The following is a 20160-nucleotide window of genomic DNA, read 5'->3' as shown; positions in this document are numbered from 1 at the left end:
TCAACTCGGCCATCAGAACTCGACCGCCCGTCCACCACGTTGGGTCGGCGTGGCGGGCCGGGCACTCCGGTCGACGGACGCGCCGCTGTCCCAGTCCTCGGCGGCGGTGGCGGCCACCGCGCGGGCGTCGGCCCAGGCGCGGATGGCGTCGATCCGTTCGGCCTGGGTGACGCTGAGCGGAACCATGCCGACCACCGCCTGGGCCAGGTCGTCGCGGCGCAGCGGACGGCGTTCGCCGAACGCGTCGAAGAGCCCGGCGATGACCGCCTGCTCGATCTCGGCGCCGGAGTAGCCCTCGCTGAGATCGGCAAGCTCGGCGAGCAGCGTCTCGTCGAGCGCGAGCCCACCGGCCACGGCCGGGTTACGCAGCCGCCGGGCGAGGTGGACCCGCCAGATGGCGGCCCGTTCGGCCCGGGTCGGCAGGTCGACGAAGAAGATCTCGTCGAAGCGTCCCTTGCGGAGCAGCTCCGGCGGCAGTTTCTCGATGTCGTTGGCGGTGGCGATGACGAAGACGGGTCGGTTCTTCTCCTGCATCCAGGTGAGGAAGGACCCGAAGACCCGGGTGGAGGTGCCGGAGTCGCCGCCACCCCCGGCGAAGCCCTTCTCGATCTCGTCCACCCAGAGCACGCAGGGTGCGGTCGCCTCGGCGGTGCGGATGGCGGTGCGCATGTTCTGCTCGCTGCTGCCCACCAGCCCGGCGAAGACCCGGCCCACGTCCAGCCGCAGCAACGGCAGCTCCCAGGCCGCCGCGATCGCCTTCGCGGTCAACGACTTACCGCACCCGGGCACGCCGGTGATCAGGACCCCCCGGGGTGCGGGCAGGCCGTACGCCGCCGCTTCGGCCAGCCAGGAGCCGTCCCGCTTGGCCAGCCACCGCTTGAGGTTCTCCAGACCGCCGACGTCGGCGAGGTTCACGTCCGCCTCGACAAACTCCAGCAGCCCGGACTTGCGGACGGTCTGTCGCTTCTCCTCGTGCACCACGTCGAGGTCGCGACCGTCCAGCACGCCGTCGTTGACCATCGCCCGGGCGAAGGCGTTCTCCGCCTCGTGCAGGGTCAGCCCGAGGGCGGCCTTGGCGAACCGCTCGCGCCCCAACTCGTCGAGGGCTATCTGGATCCGGCCGTCGGCGGAGTTGGCGTGGATGATCGCCTCCAGCACCTGCCGGATCTCCGTCTCGCTGGGCAGCGGGAAGTCGACGATCGTGACGTCCTTCTCCAACTCGACCGGGATGCGCAGCACCGGCGAGACCAGGATCAGGGTGCGCGGCATCGCGCCGGACTTGAACGCCGCCGCCACGTCCCGCAGCCGGCGGACCACCCCGGCGTTACCGGGCCGCTCGCCGTCGCCGTGCGAGGTGTGCAGATCCTTGAAAATCACCACACTCGGCTGGTCGATCCGCAGTACGGCGTCCAGGGCGTCGGCCGGCTCGGTGGTGCCGGTCCGCCAGACGCCGTCCGGCTGCACCAGACCGGTGGTCAGCGACCAGGTCCACACCGCACGCGGGGTACGCACCAGCACGGCGTCGTGGGCCACAGCCGCGACCTCGGCGACCGCGCGCTGTTCCTCGGCGGACTCGATGTACAGGATCGGGAACCGCGCCTTGAGCATCTGCGACAACGCATCCCGGAACGACAGTGCCATCCTCGCCTCCCCAGCCGGCCTGGACTGGGCGGACTTTAACAGCTTTGATCAAGCTCGAAGCGGCGCGACCGAACACCGCCGAGCTGCGCATCGACCGCCGGCCATGCTCAGCCGAGCACGACGACCACTGCCACCACCGCCCCGACCAGCGAGGCGACCGTCACCACGACCCGCCGCCACGGCACGGCGGCCCGGTTCGTCGGCAGATCACGCCAGCGGTGCGCGACCAGCGCCAGCCCGGCGGCACTCAGCGCCGGACCGACCGCCCAGAGCCAGCCGGGCACCGCCGACCAGTCGCCGAGCTGACGCCCCAGCGCGGGGTAGGCCACCGCCCAGGCCCCGGAGGAGAGCACGGTCAGCCGGTCCAGCGTCGGGCGGTACGCGACGCCGAGCAGCGACAGCCCGCCGATGACGGTGAACACCAGGGCGATGCCCGCACCGGCCCAGACCGGCAGTGCAGGTGCGGGCTCGCCGGCCTGGTCCGGCGGTACGCCGAGCAGCCGCAGCCCGATCGGCTCCACTGCCTTGTCGGTGTTGCCGAGCACCACCACCCCGCGCCCGGTGGCCCGGTCGAAGCCGACGTACGAGCGGAAGCCGCCGGTGCCGCCGTTGTGCCAGGTGATCTCCTGGTCGTCGTAGCGGGTGGTGAACCAGCCGTACCCGATGCGGGTGCGGTCGTCGTCGTCGAAGCGCGGGTCACGGGCGTCGGCGCCGGGTGCGGTGCCGGCGGTGGTGGCGGTGACCAGTCGGGCCAGGTCCTCGACGGTGGACCAGTAGCCGATGCCGGCGGGGGCGTACCCGCTGCCGGTCCACGGGTCCGCGACGCGTCCGTTGCCACGGGCGCCCTGCGCGCGCTCGTCCGGCAGGGCACCGGAATCGGTGGCGTGGACGGTCGCGGTCATGCCGAGCGGAGTCAGCAGCTCCCGGTCGAGCAGCTCGGGGAAGGCGAGTCCGGCGTCGGCGGCGAGGGCCTGCCCGAGCACCGCCGAACCGAGGTTCGAGTAGCCGACCCGACCCCGGTCGTCGCCGGGCGCGTGCGCGTCGGCGGTGTCCCGCACCCGGTCGACGTCCAGTCCGGCGTACGGGTTGCCGGCGGCGACGTTGGCCTGGAGCACCCGGACCCAGGCGCCCACCGACCCGAGGTCGATCCGGGGCAGGCCGGACCGGTGGCTGGCCAGCTCGGTGAGGGTGACCTCGCGCACCGGGCCCTCGACCGCCGGCCAGACGGTGCCGAGGGTGTCCTCGGGCCGCACCGCCCCGGTCTCGGCCTGCCGGGCCAGCAGCATGCCGGTGAGCACCTTCGTCACCGAGCCGATCTCGAACGGGGTGCCGGATTCGACCGGCGCGCCGTGCCGGTCACGGTCGCCGAGGCCGGCGGTGCGGACCCGGCCGTCGTCGATCAGCGCGACGGCGAGGCCGCGATATCCGTCCGGGTCGGCCACGGCGGCGCGGGCCGAGGCGGCGACGTCGGCGTCACCGGTGGTCGAGGCGGTCAGCCGGGGTTCCCGGGGATGGGCGGCGAGGCCGGCGAGGCCCGCGACGATCCCGACGACCAGCGCGACGGCGGTCGGCTTACGCATAGGGGTGGTCCTTCCGTGCGGGGTGGCCGGTGATCTACCCACCGGTCGGGGTGGTCAACGGTCGGGGTCGGGGTCGGTCGGGGTGGTCAACGGCGGGCGGCGGTGAGGATGGCCAGCAGCGGCACCACCCGTTCGGCGGGGACGGCGTACCGGCCGCGCCCGGTGCTGTGCAACCAGCCCGCCGCGGTGAGCTGGCGCAGGTGGTGGTGCAGCTGGCCGGTGGTGCCGAGCTCCTCGATGTCGGCCAGCTCGGCGGTGCCCTGCCGGCCGGTGAGGATCTCCCGCAGCAGGCGCAGCCGCACCGGGTGGCCCAGGGCGGAGAGGATGCCGGGCAGCTCGGCCCAGTCGCCGGCCAGCAGGTCGTCCACCTCTCGGCCGTACTGCCAGTCGTAGGACCTCCCGGCGACCCGGACGGTGCCGGTGTAGAGCACGGCGCCCGCGCTCTCGGCGGGCAGGCGCTGCTTGAGCCCGTCGAGGGCCCAGAAGACGCCCTCCGCCGGGGCCTCCGGGGTGACCGGCCCGGTCGTCGCGCCGAGCCGCTCGACAAGTGCCGCGACCTGCGCTTCCAGCGCCGCCAGCCGCTCCTCCACATCCGCCATGACTCAATAATACGAACATACGTAGTTACGTGCTACACGGAAAAGTCGCGCGGATGATCGAATTCACCCAGGGTGGCCGACTACCGTTCCCAGGTCTGGGGAGGTACGTCGATGTACGTGGTGTCCGTTATCAACTACAAGGGTGGGGTCGGCAAGACCACCGTGACCGCCAACCTCGGGGCCGAACTGGCCAACCGAGGCATGAAGGTGCTGCTCATCGACCTCGACCCGCAGGCCAGCCTGACCTTCGGCTTCTACGACCCGGACGACTGGCGGGAGCGGTTACGCGACTCCCGGACCATCAAGCGGTGGTACGACGGCCTGCGCGAGGGCGACACCGCCATCACTCTCGGTGACCTGGTGGTCTCCCCCGGTCCGGCGAACACCCGGCTCTCCGGAGCGGGCCGACTCGACCTGATCGCCTCGCATCTGCAACTCGTCGACATCGACCTGGCACTGGCCCGCAGCGTCGCCGGTGGCGAGGAGTACGACGCCGAGCTGTTCCGGGTCCGCGGCTCGCTCGCCGAGGGGCTGCTCGCCGACGGGCTGGAGCCGTACGACATGGTGTTGATCGACTGTCCGCCGAACTTCAACGTGGTCACCCAGTCCGCCATCATCGCCAGCGACCATCTGGTGATCCCGGCCAAGGCCGACTACCTGTCCACCCTCGGCATCGACTACCTGCACGGCAACGTGCGGGAGCTGGTCGAGCAGTACAACGCCGACGCCCGGCGGTTCGCCACCGTACGCCGACACCAGAAGGTCGCCCCCGGCGTGGCCGGCGTGGTCTTCACGATGATCCAGTTGCTCGCGCAGCGGCCGATCGCCACCCACCAGGGCTACATGGACCAGGTCCGCAACCTGGGGCTGCCGGTCTTCCCGACGGCGCTGCGGGAGAACGTCACCCTCTACGCCACGAACACCCCGCGCGGGGTGCCGGTGGTGCTGCGCGACCGGGTCACCGTGCCCGCCGTCCGCGCGGAGCTGCGCCAGCTCGCCACTGAGTTCCTCGACCACCTGCAACCGGCGTGAGGGCGACGGAGGCCGCCGACCCGGCGCCGGTGGCCGCCCGGCTGGCGGCCATGACCAGCCGCGCCGACGGTACGGCGTACCTGTCGGAGCGGTCGACACGCGAGCTGCGGGAGCTGGCCGCGCAGGTCGGGCTACGCGGCCTCGGCGGACTGCGCAAGGCCGACCTGGTCGAGCGGATCGTGGACGCCACCATCGGCTACCGGCTGGACTCCACCGCCCTGCGCCGCCTCTGACGGCCGCCACGAGTGCGTGAGAAGGGGCCGGTCAGCGGGTATGTCGACCCCCATGACGAGCACGATTCCGGACATTCCCCTCAACGACGGCAACCCGATCCCGCAACTGGGCTTCGGGGTGTTCCAGATCGACCCGAAGGACACCGCCGACGCGGTACGCACCGCGCTGGACGTCGGCTACCGGCACGTCGACACCGCCGAGATGTACGGCAACGAGGCCGAGGTCGGCCAGGGCGTACGCACGGCCGGGGTGGCCCGGGAGGACGTCTTCATCACGAGCAAGCTGAGCAACGCCTGCCACCGCCCCGACGACGCCCGCACCGCGTTCCAGGCGACGCTCGACGCGCTGCGGACCGACTACGTCGACCTCTTCCTCATCCACTGGCCGCTGCCGACCCGCTACGACGGCGACTTCGTCTCCACCTGGAAGGTGCTGGAGGAGTTCCGCGCCGACGGCCGGGCGAAGTCGATCGGCGTCTCCAACTTCCAGGTGCCGCACCTGGAGCGGCTGGCCGCCGAGACCGAGGTGGTGCCGGCGGTCAACCAGATCGAGGCGCACCCGTACTTCCCGAACGACGAGGTACGCGAGTACGGCGCCAGGAACGGCATCGTCACCCAGGCGTGGTCGCCGATCGCCCAGGGCGCGGTGCTCGGTGACCCGACCATCGCCGACATCGCCGAGCAGGTCGGCCGGACACCGGCCCAGGTGGTGCTGCGCTGGCACGTACAGCGGGGCGACGTGATCTTCCCCAAGTCGACCACCCCGAAGCGGATCGAGGAGAACATCGGCATCTTCGACTTCACGCTCGACGACGCCACCATGGAACGGATCACGCTGCTGGGCCGGGGCGAGGCCGGTCGGCAGGGTGCCCACCCGGACACCTTCGACTACATTCCGGCCTGATCCCCCGGGCGGTGGGCCCCCACCCCCGGCGAACCGGCGCACCACGGCCGCCGCTAGATCCGATCTAGCGGCGGCTGTCCGTCGTCTCGCGCCTCCATCACGACGACGTCGTTGTAGCAGGCGGACGGCGACGGGACGAACGGAAGGAAACACCGAGATCATGAACAGACGCACCACCGGCCTCGCCATCGAGGCCGAGGGCCTGACCCGGTCGTTCGGTGAGACGCGGGCGCTCGCCGGACTCGACCTCCAGGTGCCCGCAGGTGCCGTGTACGGGGTACTCGGGCCGAACGGCGCCGGGAAGACCACCGCGGTACGGATCCTGGCGACGTTGCTGCGTCCGGACGGTGGTCGGGCCCGTGTCTTCGGGCACGACGTGGTCACCGAGGCCGAAGAGGTCCGCGCCCGGGTCAGCCTGACCGGCCAGTACGCCTCGGTGGACGAGGACCTGACCGGCACCGAGAACCTGGTCCTGCTGGGCCGGCTGCTCGGCCTGCGCAAGCCCGCCGCGCGGGAACGGGCCGCGCAGTTGCTGGCCGCGTTCGGGTTGACCGAGGCGGCCGGACGACAGGTCAAGAAGTACTCCGGCGGCATGCGCCGACGCATCGACATCGCGGCGAGCATCCTCAGCACCCCGGATCTGCTCTTCCTCGACGAGCCCACGACCGGGCTCGACCCACGCAGCCGCAACCAGGTGTGGGAGATCGTCCGCGCGGTGGTGGCACACGGCACGACGGTGCTGCTGACCACGCAGTACCTGGACGAGGCCGACCAGTTGGCCGGACGGATCGCGGTGATCGATCACGGCCGGGTGATCGCGGAGGGCACCCCGGGCGAACTCAAGTCCTCGGTCGGATCCGGCACCGTGCACCTGCGGTTGCGGGACGCGGACCAGCGCCCCGAGGCGCAACGGTTGCTGGAGAGCGTGCTCGGCGTGGCGGTGCAACTGGACGCCGACCCGGTGGCGATCACCGCGCGGGTCGGTGAGGCCGGCAGCGATCTCGACGCCAGCGCACAGGCCGCCCGGGGGCTGGGCGAGCTGACCCGCGCCGGCATCGTGGTGGACGACTTCTCACTCGGCCAGCCGAGCCTGGACGAGGTCTTCCTGGCCCTGACCGACCGTCCCGCCGAGCCGACCGCCGGCGAGCGCGACGACGAGCTGGAGGCAGCCCGATGAGCAGCGACACCGCCACCTCGACCGGCCCGGCACCGTCGGTCTTCGTACCCTCCTCGGAGGCGTTGGCGACGGTGCTCGCACCGGCGGCGCGCCCGCCGCGCCCGAGCCCGCTCGCGGCGTCACTGACCTTCAGCTGGCGCGCCATACTGAAGATCAAGCACGTACCGGAGCAGCTCTTCGACGTCACCATGTTCCCGATCATCATGGTGCTGATGTTCACGTACCTGTTCGGCGGTGCGCTCGCCGGCGATCCGCGTGACTACCTGCAGTTCTTCCTGCCGGGCATCATGGTGACCAGCGTCGTGATGATCACCATGTACACCGCCGTCGGGCTGAACACCGACATCGAGAAGGGCATCTTCGACCGGTTCCGGACGCTGCCCGTGTGGCGGCCCGCCGCCCTGGTCGGCATGATCTTCGGGGACGTGCTGCGCTACGTCCTCGCCGCCACGGTGATCCTCACCCTGGGGCTGGTGCTCGGCTTCCGTCCCGACGGCGGTCTGCTCGGGGTGCTGGCCGGGATCGGCCTGCTGGTGGTCTTCTCGTTCGCGTTCTCCTGGGTCTGGACGCTGTTCGGGCTGATCATGCGAAGCGAGAAGTCGGTGATGGGCGTCAGCATGATGGTGCTGTTCCCGCTGACCTTCCTGAGCAACGTCTTCGTCGACCCCTCCACCATGCCCGGCTGGCTCCAGGCGTTCGTCAAGGCCAACCCGATCACCCACCTGGTGTCCTCGGTACGCGCCGCGATGGCCGGTACGTCGGACACGTCGGCCATGCTGTGGACCCTCGGCTGGAGCGTGCTGTTCGTGGTGGTCTTCGGCAGCCTCACCATGTACCGCTACAACCGCCGCTGACCCTCGACCGCCGGACCGGCTCCGGGCAGCGCCCCCGACCAGGAGGGTGCTGCCCGGAGCCGGCCGGTCACAACCGCCAGGACACCGGCGCGGCGGGCAGATAGCGGCAGGCGGCACCGGTGGAGACGGTCCCGCGCAGGTGCTCCGCCAGCGGCGGATGCCGTTCGTCGAGACGGCGCAGCGTGTCCCTGATCCTGGCCGTGACCGTCTTGCGGGCCCGCTCCGCCTCGTCACCCAGTCGGCGGGTCCGCCCGGCCAGCCCGGCGGCCGACCGCAACTGCGCGATCAACGCACCACGCTCGGCTTCCAGCGCGGCCACCTTCGGCGTGTCGCCACGGCCGGCCGCCCGGTCGATCTCGTCGTCGAGGCGGATCAGGTGCTGCCGGTAGCGGTTCCTCGCCTCCTCGTCGAGCAGATCGTCGCCGCCCATCCGCCGGGCCGCCACCAGCTCCGGGCCGGCGGCCGGGTCGAGCAGCTCGACGGCGGGCACGTCGACACCGGGCCGTCCCAACAGCAGCCGCAGGTCGTGCAGCCCCTTGGCGTCCGGCAGGTGCACGGTCGCGCCCTGATAGGTGAGTCGCCAGACCGCCCCCTCGCGGCGGAACTCGTACGCCGGTGACGTGGGGACCGGGCCGGTCGGAGCCGGTGTGGACCGACCGCCCGGAGTGTCCTCGGCGAGCCGGGCGAGCACCTGCGGCAGGTCGAGTTCACGAGCCTCGTCCCGGGCCGTCACCCGGATCGCGTCGGCGGTGGCGGCGTCCCCCGGACGGCCCCGGGCGCGGAGGGCGTCCACGAGCGCCACCCGGACGAAGAGGGACCACGGCCGGGAACCCATCCGGTCGGCGGCGTCGCGGGCGGCGGTGAACCGGGTGACCGCGTCGTCCCACCGCCGGTCGGCGGCGTCGATCACGCCCAGCCAGTGGTCCACCGGGCCGCTGAGGTCGCATCCGAACAACGAGACCAGCCACTGCCCCTGGTACGGCAGCAGCGCCTGTCGCGCCTCCGCGCACCGCCCCGGGTCGGCGACCGTGGCCTGCGCGCGCAGTCGCAGCCAGAGCGGGGCGACCGGACCGGTGTACGTGACTCCGGCGGCGTCGAGTTCGGCACTGATCCGGGTGGCGGTGCGGTGGTCGCCGCGTTCGGCGGCGGTGATGCCCCGCAGCAGCACCCGGTGCGGGTGCTCGCCGTCGTTCAGCCCGTCGACCATTTCGTCCGCCGCGTCGAAATCGCCCCGCAGGATGAGGTACGACCAGCGCAGGTGGTGGCCGAGGAAGCTGTGGTCGGCGTGCTCCCACTCGTCGAGGTCACCCAGCTCGAAGAAGCAGGTGTCGGCCTCGGCGAAGTCGCCCCGGAAGGCGCTGGTGATGCCACCGTCGATGGCCGCCGCCATCTGGTGGCGCGGTCTGCCGGTCTGTCGGGCGGTCGTCACGAACGCGGTCAGCTCGTCCTGGTAGCGGGGATCGCCGAGTTCGAGCAACGCCACCCACCGCAACGACGTGGCCCACAACTCGGTCTCCTGGTCGCCACCCCGCCGGGCCACCTCCCGGATCTCGGCGGTCAGCGCGACCCGGTCGGCGGCGGTGCCCGGCCCCCAGGTGGCGTCGTGGCGGGCCCAGAGGCTGAAGGCGAGCGCGTCGTCGTCGTGCACCCGCCGGGCGAGGGCTTCGGTGGCGGTGATCAGGTCGGCTTCCAACCGGCGGACCGGGGCCACGTCGGCGGGCTCGCCGACGAGCCTGCGGTACGCCTCACGGACCAGGCCCTCGGCGTCGACGGCGATCCGGGGATTGGTCTGGCAGTGCCGGTGCACGTTGAGGGCGAACCGGGCCAGAAGGGCCGGCTCGTCGGTGGTCAGCGCCAGGGCGGCGGTGTCGGCAAGGATCTGGTCGGCCTCGTCCCGGCCCCCGGTGTGGAAGAGGCGGTCGGCCAACTCAATCATGATCTTGATGCGTTGGGACGGGTCCGTCGCCACCGTCGCCGCCCGCCGCAGGTGCACGGCCGACTCCTCCAACGCCAACCGGCAGGCGGCGTCCCGCGCGGCGGCGAGCAGCAGTTCCGCGCGACGGTACGCCTCCAGGTGCGCGTCGGCGAGCCACGCGTGCCGGGCCAGGTCGGCCGGGATCAGCCACTCGGCGAGCGCGGCGTGCTCGTCGACGGCGCGGACGACGGCGGCGTGCCGCAGCCGGCGCTCACCGTCGGCGAGACCGTCGTACAACGTCTCGCGGACCAGGTCGTGCGCGAAGGTGTACCGGCCGTCGCCGCCCGAGAGCACCAGCCGTGCGGCCACCGCCACGTCCAGCAGGGCGTCGAGCCGGGCCGGTGGCCGACCGGCACTCGCCGCCAGGACAGCCGCGTGGAACTCCCGCCCGAGGACCGCGGCGACGGTCAGCACGTCGACCACCTCAGCGGGCAACCGGTCGAGCCGTCGGCGCACCACCTCGCGTACGCCGGGCGGGATGCCGGCCAGTTGCCCGTCGGAGTGCCACAGCCGGGCGGTCTGCTCCACGAAGAACGGATTGCCGCCGGTGCGCCGGTGCACGTCGTCGACGCAGTGCGGATCCGGTTCCCGGCCGGCGGTGCGGGTCATCAACGCGCCGACCTCGTCCCGGGACAGGCCGGTGAGAGTGATCGGGGTGCTCTTGGCCACCAGCGACATCAGCAGCGGTCGCAGCGGATGGTCCTCCGCCTCCACCTCCGCGTCCCGGTACGTGCCGACCAGCAGCAACCGCTCGAACCAGGTGTGCTGGGCGGCGAACCGCAGCAGCCGCACCGACGCCGCGTCGGCCCAGTGCAGGTCGTCCAGGACCACCAGCACCGGCCGACGCTGGGAGACCGCGACCAGGGCGGCGGTGACCGAGTCGTAGAGCGCGAACGCCTCCCGCTCGGCCGTGTCACCGTCACCGGGCCCGACCGTCGTCGGCAGCAGCCCGTCGCCACTGGCCGTGACCGGGGTCATCAACGACGGACCGTGCGACCTCGACGTCGGATCCACCTCACCGAGCAGCAGCCGCAACGCCGGCTCGGCCGACTCGCGGGCCACCGCCCAGTCCTCCGGCGAGCGGCGCAGACCGCGCAGCACCTGCACCCAGGGCCAGTAACCGGGCGCGCTGGCGGAATCCCAGCAGGCCGCACCGAGCACCAGCGCACCCTGCCGGCGTGCCTCGTCGGCGGCGGACGTCACCAGGGTGGTCTTGCCGATCCCCGGCTCGCCGGTGACCAGGACCAGCCCGCCGTGACTGGCAGCGGCCCGGTCGACCTCGGCGCGCAACAGACCGGCGGGATGGTCCCGTCCGATCATCACGCCGCTGGGCCGCGCCCTCATGGCACCCGACGGTATCCGACACCACCGACAGACCCGCACCGATCGGCGACGACGCTGGGCTGACCCACGTCGGTGCGCCGGCCCTCGGTGCACGAGGCGTCGGTGCGCAGACCGTCGGTGCACGGGGCGTCGGTGACGGCGTGCGCGAGCGGCCACCGGGCCGGGGCGCGCCGGGTCACCTGTCCGGGCCGACCGGGCCGAGCGCCGCCAGGTGGGCGAGGACAGCCTGGTTGGCCTCCCAGCCGTCGGGGAACTTCACCGGCACGTCCAACTGCGGGGCCTCGGTCGACGGATGGGCGTCCAGCAGCTCGCCGATACCCGCACGGGCCACCACCACGCAGGCCTGCCGGTGCCGCGACGCCAGCACGCAGAGCCGCCCCGACTCCAGGTGGAAGGCGGTCGCGTCACGGCGGCCGGAGAGCGGGTGCAGCACGATCGTCATGTCGTACTCACGCCCCTGGAGCCGGTTGGCGGTGTCCACCGTGATGCCCGCTCCCTCCTCGCCGAGCAGCGACCGGATCACCGCGACCTGGTCACGGTGCGCGGCACCGACGGCGATCCGCTCCGCCGTCACCGGCGCGCCGCCGGGCGACTGCTCGCAGATCGCGACCGCCCCACGCCGCAGCACCCGGATGGCGAGCGCGGCGCACGCGGCGGCGGCTTCGGCGTCGGTCCGCAGGGTGTGCCGGGCCGGCAGTTCGTAGAGCGCCCATCCGTCGGTGGCGGCCAGTTCCACCGCCCGGTCGAGGGCGTCCCCCGGCCCCGTCTCGGTGAAGTGCAGCGCCCGCTGGGTGGAGACCGTGCCGGCACGGAACTCGGTGAAGGGATAGAACGCCCGCGACACGACCGGGGCGGCCGAGGCGGGCAGCCGCCACGACACCGGCAGCCGGTGCACCGGCAACTGCGGGTTGTGCCGCAGCAGCACAGCCACCGCCGACTGCATCGGATCCCAGGTCAAACCCGCCCACCGGCCGGTCTCCACCGTGGAGAACGGGTCGAGCTGACCGGGATCGCCGACGAACAGCGCCCGTTCGAACCTGCCGGCCACGCGCAGCAACGCGTCCGAGCGCATCTGGTACGCCTCGTCCACGATCGCCCAAGGCCACGAGCCCTCGGCGACCGTGGCCCACTTGGCGGCCGTACCGATGACCACGGCCGAGGCGGCGAGGTCGGTGACCTTCGCGGCGACCCGGACCTGGTCGTGCGAGCCCACCCGTTCCGACGGCCGGTAGTCCCCGGCGGAGAGCCGACCGATCCGCAGCTCGGGTGCCTTCCGGGCGAGCCGGTCGATCAGGTCGTCGACCTGCTCGTTGGTCTGCGCGATGATCATCAACGGCTCACCGGTGCCGGCCAGCTCGACGGCGGCCCGCACCACCAGCGTGGACTTGCCCGCCCCGGGTGGAGAGTCGACCACCACGCCCCGGTGCTCGCCGGACCGCAGGTCGGACAGCACCGTCGTGATCACCCGCTCCGCCTCCGTACCCGGCGGCACCGTCAGCTGCGGCAGCATCTCCCCACCCCCATTCGGCGTCCCGCGACCCTACCGCCGTACGCACCACCACCCGGTACGCCGCACCCGACCGCCGCACGCACTCACACTCGCCGCGCCGCACCCCACCGCCGCACGCACCGCCGCACGCACCGCGCTCACCGCGCCAGACCCGACCGCCGCCGCGCGCGCCGCACCCGACCACGGTGCGCACCGACCCTCATCGGGCCGATCCGCCGCCCACCGCTGGCCGGGCAGGTCGGCGTCGTCGTAAGGGCGCCCCGACCTGCCGCATCCGACGCGCTGACCAGCCAAGATCGTGCTCGATCCAGGATCGAGTGGCTTCGCGAGCGCGACGAGACCACTCGATCCTGGATCGGGCGCGATCTTGCACGGGACACGGGCGCGGAGCGGAGCGCGGCGCGGCCATCCCGAATCGGGTGGCCGCGCTCCGTGCCAGTGGTCTCGAATCGTCAGCGGTGACCTGGTGCGTTCAGTGCACGATGACCGGGGCGCGGGGCGCCTCGCCGGGCTGCTCACCGGGCTGGTCGTCGAGCAGGTGCGACCGTTCCCGCCGCCGGGGCAGGAACGCGGCCGGGATGAACGTTGCCGCCACCAGGGCGAACGCGACCCAGAACGTGGTCGCGAAGGAGTTGGCGGCGAAGTCGAGACCACGCTCGATGATCGACGGATCGGGCAATTGTTCGGCGAGTTCCGGCCGCTGCTGGGCGGCGACGGCCAACCCGGCCTCGGTGACCGGCTCGCCGTTGGGGCCGGTCAGGCCGGGGATCGGCTGGGACTTGTTGAGCTCGTTGGTGAGGATCACCGACATCACCGCCGCGCCGACCGAACCGCCGATCTGCTGGAGGATGTTCACCAGCGTCGACCCTCGGGCGACCTCGTGCCCGGTCAGCGTCTTCAACGCCGAGGTCATGATCGGCATCATCGTGCCGCCCATGCCCAGGCCCATCACGAACAGCGAGCCGCAGAGCAGCACGTACGAGGTGTCCGCGTCGAGCTGGGTGAAGGTGAAGAACCCGGCGAGGATCAGCACCAGCGCGAACGGCACCGTCCGGCCGACCGGCACCTTGTCGGCGAGCATGCCGGCGATGGGCATGGTGACCATGGCGCCGAGGCCCTGCGGCGCCATCAGCAGACCGGCGTGCAGCGTCGACTCGCCGCGCACCTGGAGGAAGTAGCTGGGGAAGAGCAGCCCCGCGCCCATGAACGCGATGATGAAGACGAACATGGTCACCGCCGCGACGGTCAACCGGCGGTTGCGGAACAGCCGCAGGTCGAGCAGCGGGTGTTCGGGCTTGAAGGAGTAGAACACGAACGCCACCACCAGGACGGCGCCGACCAGCATCGGGCCCCAGACCTCCGGCTCGGCGAACGTGCCGGTCTCGGGCAGCGTGGAGACGCCGTAGAGGAACAGGGCCAGACCCGGCGAGAGCATCAGCATGCCGACGAAGTCGAACGACTGCGAGGGCTGCGCGGCGTCCTTCGGCAGCGCCATCTGGGCGTAGATCAGCGCGACCACACCGATCGGCAGGTTGATCAGGAAGATCCAGTGCCAGCTCGCCACGTCGATCAGCCAGCCGCCGAGGATCGGGCCGCTGATCGGGCCGAGCAGCATCGGGATACCGAGCACGGCCATCAACCGGCCGATCCGATTCGGGCCGGCCGCCCGCGTCATGATCGCCATGCCGATCGGCATGAGCATGCCGCCACCGAGCCCCTGGAGCACCCGGTACCCGATCAGCTGCCCGATGGTGTCGGCCGTGGCGCAGAGGCCGGACCCGATGGTGAACAGCGCCAACGCGATCATGTAGAGGCGTTTGGTGCCGAATCGGTCGGCCGCCCACCCGCTGAGCGGGATGACCGTGGCCAACGCCAGCGTGTAGCCGGTCATCGTCCACGCGACGCGGGCGTACGAGGCGTCGAACTCACTCTGGAAGGTCGGCAGCGCGACGCTGACCACCGTCACGTCGAGGATCGACATGATCGCACCGAGCACGACGACGCCGGCCACCTTGAGCACCGCAGCGTCGAGTTTGTCCGATGTCGGGACAGGTTGCGGTGCCGCGACAGATTGCTGTGCCACGAAGTCTCCTGTTGTCGGATCTGACCGTAGGACGAGCGGTGGTGGCCGACGCGGTGCCGGCGGAAGACCGGCCCGACGTGCGGAGGGGGCGATGCCCGCAGCGCACATTAGCTCCCGCCGCCGACACTCCGCCGCCCGTTTAGCGGCCGGCAGACCGGTGTTCCTCGTCACCACCCGATCCCGCGACTACTTGCCGAACCCGACTACTCTGAGATAGAACTAGTCGAGCAGACGGAATACCCTCCCGAAGCGACTAGTCGGAAGGCGGTGTTACGAGCGATGAGTGCCACGGTCGACCCGGCGACAGGTTGGCTCCGCGCGAGCCTGGGGCTGGCCATCCTGGCCGTTCTCACCGAGGGCGAACGGCACGGCTACGCCCTGGCGCAGCGACTGGCCGACCACGGCCTCGGCGCCGTACGCGGTGGCGCGCTCTATCCGGTGCTGGGCCGGCTGGAGGCCGACGGGGCGGTGCGCTCCGACTGGCTGCCCGGCGAACGCGGCCCCGGACGCAAGGCCTACTCGATCACCACGGCAGGCCGGCAACGGCTGGCGGAGGAGCGCGCCCGCTGGGGCGAGTTCACGTCGGCGTTCGACCGGCTCCTGACCGCAACCGGAGAGGACACGAGATGACGGAGCCGTTCGAGCGTTGGGAGTTGCCGACCCGGCTGGCCCTCAGCGACCAGGGCGTCGGCTACCACCTGGCGAACCCGATCATCGCGGACGTCCGTACCCACTGCGAGCTCAGCGGCGAGAGCCCGTACGACGCCTTCGGCGACCCGGAGGAGTTCGCCCTGACCGCGGCGGCCGAACAGCCGGCACACCTGCGGGAGAAGGTGGACCGCAACGGCATGCTCTCGGCCGACTACCTGACCGGCTCGGTCTTCACCTTGGTCGTCTTCGGCCTGAGCGCCACGATCTTCTACGCGATCCTGGAACGCACCCTCACCTTCACCACCACACCCGCCAGGCTGGCCGGTCTGATCATGGTCTGCCTGGCCTTCACCGCCTGCGCCCTCCCCAACGCCCTGCGCGCCGCCGGGCGCCCACAACTGGCCACCTGGTCGTTCGCGGTGGTCGGCCTCTTCGTCGGGCTGGGCGCGACGAGCTTCGTACTCCTGCCCGAGGAGCCGGCCGCCCGCATCCCGGTGCTCGGCATCGTCGTGGTCGCACTGCTGCTGCTCTGGCTGATGACCCGACGGCCGGCCCCGCCGAAGCAGCCGGTCGACTACGTGCCGCCCACCCCGCGCACCGCACCCGACGACGACCCGGACGCCTGGTACCGCCGCCTGTCGGGCCTGCTGGTCGGCCGCTACGACCTCCCGCCCGACCGCGCCGCCGACCTGGCCCGCGAGGCCCACGACCACCTCAGCGCCACCGGCGGCACCCCGACCGTCGAGTTCGGCCCGGTCGAGGAGTACGCCCGCGACCTCGCCGAGCACGAGCCGCAGCGACGCGTACCCTTCTGGCGCACCACCTGGGCGGAACTGGTCGCCACCCTGGTCGCCGTCCACCTCGGCATCGCCGCCTTCTTCAACTGGACCGACGAGGGGCACCTCTGGGCCGCGTACGGCGTCGCCCTGCCCTGCGCCGTGGTCGGCCTCGGTGTCGCCGTCCGGCTGGCCCTACGCCTGCGCAAGCGCGGCTGACCTGGCCCGATGCCCTCTCGTCACCTGCAGCGAGAGGGCGTCGCCCTACCCGCGCTCCGCGCGCACGGCGCGTTGCACACCGATGATCGCGTCCGTCGGCAGGTCGAGTCGCCACAGCACCGCCGCCAGGTAGTCGAGCACCCGCCAGTGCTGCTCCGTGGTCAACCCCAGCCGCAGCCACACCCCGCCGACCGACCCGATCGCCCGACCCGGACCACCCAGGGCCGGAGTGAGCTGAGCCGCGAGATGGGTGGCGAGCCGCCGCCGGTCGATCCCCAGCAGGTACGGCGCCAGTTCCGCGTCGGCCGCCACCAGACGCATCCAGCGGTGCACCACCCCACGTACCCCGGCCGGCCCGAGCCAGTCGATCGCGTTGCGCGTGCAGGCCACCAACTCCGTCGTCCGCATGACCATCAGTACGGACCATTCTGGTGGATCAGTTCACCCATCGTGCCCCGGCCAGGCGGCGGGCACAGGATGCGGGGCGGGCCCAGTGCGGCCGTGTCGGATGCGAGCCCTGTCGAGCTGACGGCGTCAACGGATCGCAGGAGCCGGCACAGGTGAACGGCGGACCAAGATGCGATCGACCTCCGCCGCCGTTCCGCGATCAGAGACGGTTTTTCACCGTCGTCAGGACCTGCCCATCTACCGATGTCGCTTCACACGTCAACCCCACCGACTGGTTCACCTGGGGCAGCAAGGCGCTTGTCAGCGTATAGCGAGCGGTGCCGTTGACCGCGAAGCCCGAATCTGTCTGCCACGCCTCTTGCAGCTCAACCTCGGTCAAGGAGACAAGAATCCCGTCCGGTCCAGCCCGACCGGCCCGCCTGTTAGCTTCGCGCTCCAGCGCAGTCCGACATTCTCGTTGAGCCGCCTGCAAGGTCAGACTGTCCTTGCTGGTAACTACGACGGCGGCGACGGCGACGGCGATCAGAGCCACAGTGAGGCTGGCGACAGCGAGAATCACGGGCAGCTTACTGCGCCTGACGCTCACCGGAGCGATCGGTGGAATAGTCCCATTCGGGAGCGGCACCGAAGCATGTCCCCAGCCGCTGGGAGCCGGCTCGGGAGCTTCGTGACCAGCCGGCCGGTGCTGCTGGCCCGGATTCGCTGGCTCCGCCACCTGGTGCGGCGGCTGACTCGGGTACGGATAGGCCATTCTCTGGTTCTCCACATTGTTTGGCCCGTCGATGCTGCTCAGCGCGGACGCTGTACACCCACAGGTTGTCGGATAGGCGACCGAGGATGTGACCGGTCGGTTGGGAAGGGCTGCCAGTGCACCCGTCGCTTCCACTCGGTCAAGGCGGTGCGATATTGCCTCGGCGAATGATCGTGGGACGCCGTGCGGTGCTGCTCGGGCACAGCACCGACGGACCACACTGTCGGCCAGGCGGTGACAGAACCGGTAGCGGGGAACTGCGGTCCGGCTGGGGGAGGGCGTCCGAGAGTCACCGACCGTAGGTCGTCACGGTCTTCGGCCGGGACTTCATGTAGTAGGCAAGTCCGTAAACGGGCAGCCAGCAGCCGGCGGTCATGAGACATAGGATGACGTGGACGACATGGAAACCCGCACCGATGTATTCCCTGGTGTAAGCGGGTAGAGGCGGCGCAGCATACTGCGGCGGCGGGTACACCATCGCCTGCGCCGGATACGGGTAGGCCTTCTGGTGCGGGTGTGGCGGCGGGGGAGCATACGGTCCGGGCGGATAGACGGCGGGTGTGGCGGAGTAGGGCACACCGGATTGCGGAGGGTAGGCCACCGGCGGACCCGAATAGGGAACGGCCGACTGTGGCGGATAGACAACTGGCGCGCCCTGGTACGGCAAGGGTGCGGTCGGCGGATATGCCGGATCAGGTGCGTTCGGACCGTCGTTGCCCGGAATCATCGGTTGCTCAGGATGCACCAGGACACTTTTGACTCCCGTCAACGGGACCGCCATCCGCCGGACAGACCCGCGACAGCGACAATCAGTCAGCTTGGATGACCTAATCCTGTGGAAGTGATTTCGGTCCGAGATGATCACGTTATGGCTGCGGTTAACGATCAAGACAACGACATCAGTCCAGGTAGGTGGATCCGCTCAGCAGGCACCGCCGCAGCGAGCAGCCGCAATCGGGAGCCGGCCAGCATCGCGGGTGGCCCGCAGACGTACACCTCCTGATCGGAACGGAGGTGACCCAAGGCCACGGTGAGGGCGTCACCGTTCTCCTCCGACACCGCGAGCGGGTCGCGGGAGAAGACCGGCACGACGGTCAGCCAGGGGTGCGCCTGGTCGAGCTTGTCCAAGGCAATCGCGTCAGAGGTCGGCGACGGTACGTACGCCGACGATCAGGGTCACCCGCCGGCCGGCCGGTGCAGCGGCGACCTGCTCGACCAGGGCGCGCAGCGGGGCCAGCCCGGTGCCACCGGCCACCAGCAGCAGGTCCCGGCGAGGGACCGACGGCGAGACAGTGGGCAGGATGAGGCCGACATCGACGGGTGGGCCGAGGTGGAGCGGGTCGCCGGGGCGTACCTCGTGGACGAGGCTGCGGGAGACGGTGCCGGCGGCCACCGCGCGGACGTGCAGCTCGACGGTGCCGTCGGGGCGTGGGGCGTTGGCCGGGCAGTACCAGCGCCACCGGCCCGGGTGTTGCGGCAGGCAGAGCGGCACCGCCTGGCCGGGCCGGAACGGCAGCGGGTGCCACGGGCGTACAGCCAGAATGGCGATGCCCTCGGCGGACAGGTCACGGCCGGTCACCTCGGCCGACCAGAACGCCGACCCGTCGCCCATCCGCCCGGCGGCGCGCACGACGAGCGCCCAGGACCGCCGCCACCGGCGCTCCCAGCCGACGTCGACCGGCGGCGGACAGAGGCGCGGAGCCACCGTCGCCAGGGCGGCGCCGATCAGCGGACCGTGCTCGGGACGAAGCCGATGCCGGTGGTGGACCCGGCCGAGTACCGCCAGCAGTGCCCACCGCTCGGCCCGGCCACCGCCGCCGCCGCCGACCAGCCGGGCCAGGGCGGCGACGACGAGAGCCAGCTCCGATGCCGGTAGCGGGCAGTGCCCCGCCAGACTGGCCCGGAACTCGGCGGCGACCTCGTCGATCACCGCAGGGCCGCCGGTCGCGAGCGCTCCCGCCAGGTAGTCACCGGCCCGCCGCCGCGGTGCCTCCGGCAGCCCCGGCCACCCCTCCAACACCGGCCCGCCGCCCACGAGCTGCCGGATCAGGTGCGCGGCGAGCCGGTCCAGATCGACCCCGATGAGGTACGCGGACAGCTCCGTATCCGCCTGCACCAGCCGCAGCCACCGGGCGACCGCCGCCCGTGCCGCCGCCTCGGTCACCGGCGCTCCCCCACCGGGTGTGCGTGCCATGCCGGCCGGTTCTCGGTCTGCCGGGACTGCCACTGCCGCAACGCCTGCCGGACCCGCTCGGCCTCGGTGTTCGCCGTGACGAGCTGCCGTTGCAGGCGATCCAGTTCGTCGGCGACCCGGTCGAGGTAGTCGTACACCTGGGCCGGGTCCAGCCCCCGCCAACGACGACCGAAGTCGACGGCCCGGACGTGGTGCGACTGGAGGCGTTCCCCGGTCACGTAGATCATCG

Annotated in this window: 18 protein-coding genes; 7 read left to right on the top strand and 11 right to left on the bottom strand. The window is 71.7% G+C overall.

Annotated elements, in window-relative coordinates:
- Positions 1-12: 12 nt before the first annotated feature.
- From HUT12_RS06645 to HUT12_RS06635, 3 genes are all read right to left on the bottom strand, one after another.
- Positions 13-1641 (bottom strand): AAA family ATPase, encoded by a 1629-nt coding sequence (locus HUT12_RS06645; protein ID WP_176092831.1) that lies wholly within the window; start codon positions 1639-1641, stop codon positions 13-15.
- Between the two features lie 107 nt (positions 1642-1748).
- Complete coding sequence (locus tag HUT12_RS06640) at positions 1749-3221, bottom strand: serine hydrolase (protein WP_176092830.1); 1473 nt, start codon at positions 3219-3221, stop codon at positions 1749-1751.
- An 86-nt stretch (positions 3222-3307) separates the two neighbouring features.
- The gene (locus tag HUT12_RS06635) at positions 3308-3820 is read right to left on the bottom strand and encodes a helix-turn-helix transcriptional regulator (RefSeq protein WP_176092829.1); all 513 of its coding nucleotides are present in this window, start codon (positions 3818-3820) and stop codon (positions 3308-3310) included.
- A 111-nt stretch (positions 3821-3931) separates the two neighbouring features.
- Here HUT12_RS06635 and HUT12_RS06630 point away from each other — a divergent pair, with 111 nt between their 5' ends.
- From HUT12_RS06630 to HUT12_RS06610, 5 genes are all read left to right on the top strand, one after another.
- The gene (locus HUT12_RS06630; protein ID WP_176092828.1) at positions 3932-4852 is read left to right on the top strand and encodes an AAA family ATPase; all 921 of its coding nucleotides are present in this window, start codon (positions 3932-3934) and stop codon (positions 4850-4852) included.
- Complete coding sequence (locus HUT12_RS06625) at positions 4849-5085, top strand: Rho termination factor N-terminal domain-containing protein (protein ID WP_176092827.1); 237 nt, start codon at positions 4849-4851, stop codon at positions 5083-5085. The genes HUT12_RS06630 and HUT12_RS06625 overlap by 4 nt, the downstream gene beginning before the upstream one ends.
- A gap of 52 nt (positions 5086-5137) precedes the next feature.
- A complete protein-coding gene (locus tag HUT12_RS06620) occupies positions 5138-5989 on the top strand; it encodes an aldo/keto reductase (protein WP_176092826.1) in 852 nt (283 codons plus the stop codon).
- A 160-nt stretch (positions 5990-6149) separates the two neighbouring features.
- Complete coding sequence (locus tag HUT12_RS06615; protein WP_176092825.1) at positions 6150-7166, top strand: ATP-binding cassette domain-containing protein; 1017 nt, start codon at positions 6150-6152, stop codon at positions 7164-7166.
- On the top strand, positions 7163-8020 hold the full coding sequence (locus HUT12_RS06610; RefSeq protein ID WP_176092824.1) for an ABC transporter permease: 858 nt from the start codon (positions 7163-7165) through the stop codon (positions 8018-8020). The genes HUT12_RS06615 and HUT12_RS06610 overlap by 4 nt, the downstream gene beginning before the upstream one ends.
- 67 nt (positions 8021-8087) lie before the next feature.
- On the opposite strand, the gene HUT12_RS06605 is transcribed toward HUT12_RS06610, so the two are convergent.
- The 3 genes from HUT12_RS06605 to HUT12_RS06595 form a co-directional block, all read right to left on the bottom strand.
- The gene (locus tag HUT12_RS06605; protein WP_176092823.1) at positions 8088-11339 is read right to left on the bottom strand and encodes an AAA family ATPase; all 3252 of its coding nucleotides are present in this window, start codon (positions 11337-11339) and stop codon (positions 8088-8090) included.
- Positions 11340-11514: 175 nt separating this feature from the next.
- Positions 11515-12849 carry an AAA domain-containing protein gene (locus HUT12_RS06600; RefSeq protein ID WP_131054712.1) on the bottom strand — a complete coding sequence of 445 codons (1335 nt, stop codon included), beginning with the start codon at positions 12847-12849 and terminating at the stop codon, positions 11515-11517.
- 472 nt (positions 12850-13321) lie between these two features.
- Positions 13322-14932 (bottom strand): DHA2 family efflux MFS transporter permease subunit, encoded by a 1611-nt coding sequence (locus HUT12_RS06595; RefSeq protein WP_176092822.1) that lies wholly within the window; start codon positions 14930-14932, stop codon positions 13322-13324.
- Positions 14933-15211: 279 nt separating this feature from the next.
- Between HUT12_RS06595 and HUT12_RS06590 the strand changes: the two genes are divergently transcribed.
- On the top strand, positions 15212-15562 hold the full coding sequence (locus tag HUT12_RS06590) for a PadR family transcriptional regulator (RefSeq protein WP_176092821.1): 351 nt from the start codon (positions 15212-15214) through the stop codon (positions 15560-15562).
- Positions 15559-16578 (top strand): hypothetical protein, encoded by a 1020-nt coding sequence (locus HUT12_RS06585; RefSeq protein ID WP_131053105.1) that lies wholly within the window; start codon positions 15559-15561, stop codon positions 16576-16578. Before HUT12_RS06590 ends, HUT12_RS06585 begins: the two co-directional genes overlap by 4 nt.
- 45 nt (positions 16579-16623) lie before the next feature.
- Here the strand turns inward: HUT12_RS06585 and HUT12_RS06580 are convergent, their stop codons facing one another.
- From HUT12_RS06580 to HUT12_RS06565, 5 genes are all read right to left on the bottom strand, one after another.
- Positions 16624-16992: a globin gene (locus tag HUT12_RS06580; protein ID WP_254876736.1), complete on the bottom strand. Its 369-nt coding sequence runs from the start codon at positions 16990-16992 to the stop codon at positions 16624-16626.
- Positions 16993-17185: 193 nt separating this feature from the next.
- Positions 17186-17545 carry a hypothetical protein gene (locus HUT12_RS06575; protein WP_176092820.1) on the bottom strand — a complete coding sequence of 120 codons (360 nt, stop codon included), beginning with the start codon at positions 17543-17545 and terminating at the stop codon, positions 17186-17188.
- 1077 nt (positions 17546-18622) lie between these two features.
- Entirely contained in the window at positions 18623-18865 is a 243-nt protein-coding gene (locus tag HUT12_RS32700) for a hypothetical protein (protein WP_254876735.1), read from the bottom strand.
- A 10-nt stretch (positions 18866-18875) separates the two neighbouring features.
- Positions 18876-19901: an FAD-binding oxidoreductase gene (locus tag HUT12_RS06570; protein ID WP_254876734.1), complete on the bottom strand. Its 1026-nt coding sequence runs from the start codon at positions 19899-19901 to the stop codon at positions 18876-18878.
- Positions 19898-20158: a DivIVA domain-containing protein gene (locus tag HUT12_RS06565; protein ID WP_176092819.1), complete on the bottom strand. Its 261-nt coding sequence runs from the start codon at positions 20156-20158 to the stop codon at positions 19898-19900. Before HUT12_RS06565 ends, HUT12_RS06570 begins: the two co-directional genes overlap by 4 nt.
- Positions 20159-20160 lie beyond the last annotated feature (2 nt).

The organism is Verrucosispora sp. NA02020, from assembly GCF_013364215.1.
Classification (GTDB): Bacteria; Actinomycetota; Actinomycetes; order Mycobacteriales; family Micromonosporaceae; genus Micromonospora.
This window is presented reverse-complemented; position numbering and strand designations above follow the sequence as displayed.

What these genes read in the sequence shown, in the direction of transcription:
- HUT12_RS06645 (WP_176092831.1), bottom strand. Translation starts at nt 1,641, where the DNA reads ATGGCACTGTCGTTCCGGGATGCGTTGTCGCAGATGCTCAAGGCGCGG.
- HUT12_RS06640 (WP_176092830.1), bottom strand. Translation starts at nt 3,221, where the DNA reads ATGCGTAAGCCGACCGCCGTCGCGCTGGTCGTCGGGATCGTCGCGGGC.
- HUT12_RS06635 (WP_176092829.1), bottom strand. Translation starts at nt 3,820, where the DNA reads ATGGCGGATGTGGAGGAGCGGCTGGCGGCGCTGGAAGCGCAGGTCGCG.
- HUT12_RS06630 (WP_176092828.1), top strand. Translation starts at nt 3,932, where the DNA reads ATGTACGTGGTGTCCGTTATCAACTACAAGGGTGGGGTCGGCAAGACC.
- HUT12_RS06620 (WP_176092826.1), top strand. Translation starts at nt 5,138, where the DNA reads ATGACGAGCACGATTCCGGACATTCCCCTCAACGACGGCAACCCGATC.
- HUT12_RS06615 (WP_176092825.1), top strand. Translation starts at nt 6,150, where the DNA reads ATGAACAGACGCACCACCGGCCTCGCCATCGAGGCCGAGGGCCTGACC.
- HUT12_RS06610 (WP_176092824.1), top strand. Translation starts at nt 7,163, where the DNA reads ATGAGCAGCGACACCGCCACCTCGACCGGCCCGGCACCGTCGGTCTTC.
- HUT12_RS06605 (WP_176092823.1), bottom strand. Translation starts at nt 11,339, where the DNA reads ATGAGGGCGCGGCCCAGCGGCGTGATGATCGGACGGGACCATCCCGCC.
- HUT12_RS06600 (WP_131054712.1), bottom strand. Translation starts at nt 12,849, where the DNA reads ATGCTGCCGCAGCTGACGGTGCCGCCGGGTACGGAGGCGGAGCGGGTG.
- HUT12_RS06590 (WP_176092821.1), top strand. Translation starts at nt 15,212, where the DNA reads ATGAGTGCCACGGTCGACCCGGCGACAGGTTGGCTCCGCGCGAGCCTG.
- HUT12_RS06585 (WP_131053105.1), top strand. Translation starts at nt 15,559, where the DNA reads ATGACGGAGCCGTTCGAGCGTTGGGAGTTGCCGACCCGGCTGGCCCTC.
- HUT12_RS06580 (WP_254876736.1), bottom strand. Translation starts at nt 16,992, where the DNA reads ATGGTCATGCGGACGACGGAGTTGGTGGCCTGCACGCGCAACGCGATC.
- HUT12_RS06565 (WP_176092819.1), bottom strand. Translation starts at nt 20,158, where the DNA reads ATGATCTACGTGACCGGGGAACGCCTCCAGTCGCACCACGTCCGGGCC.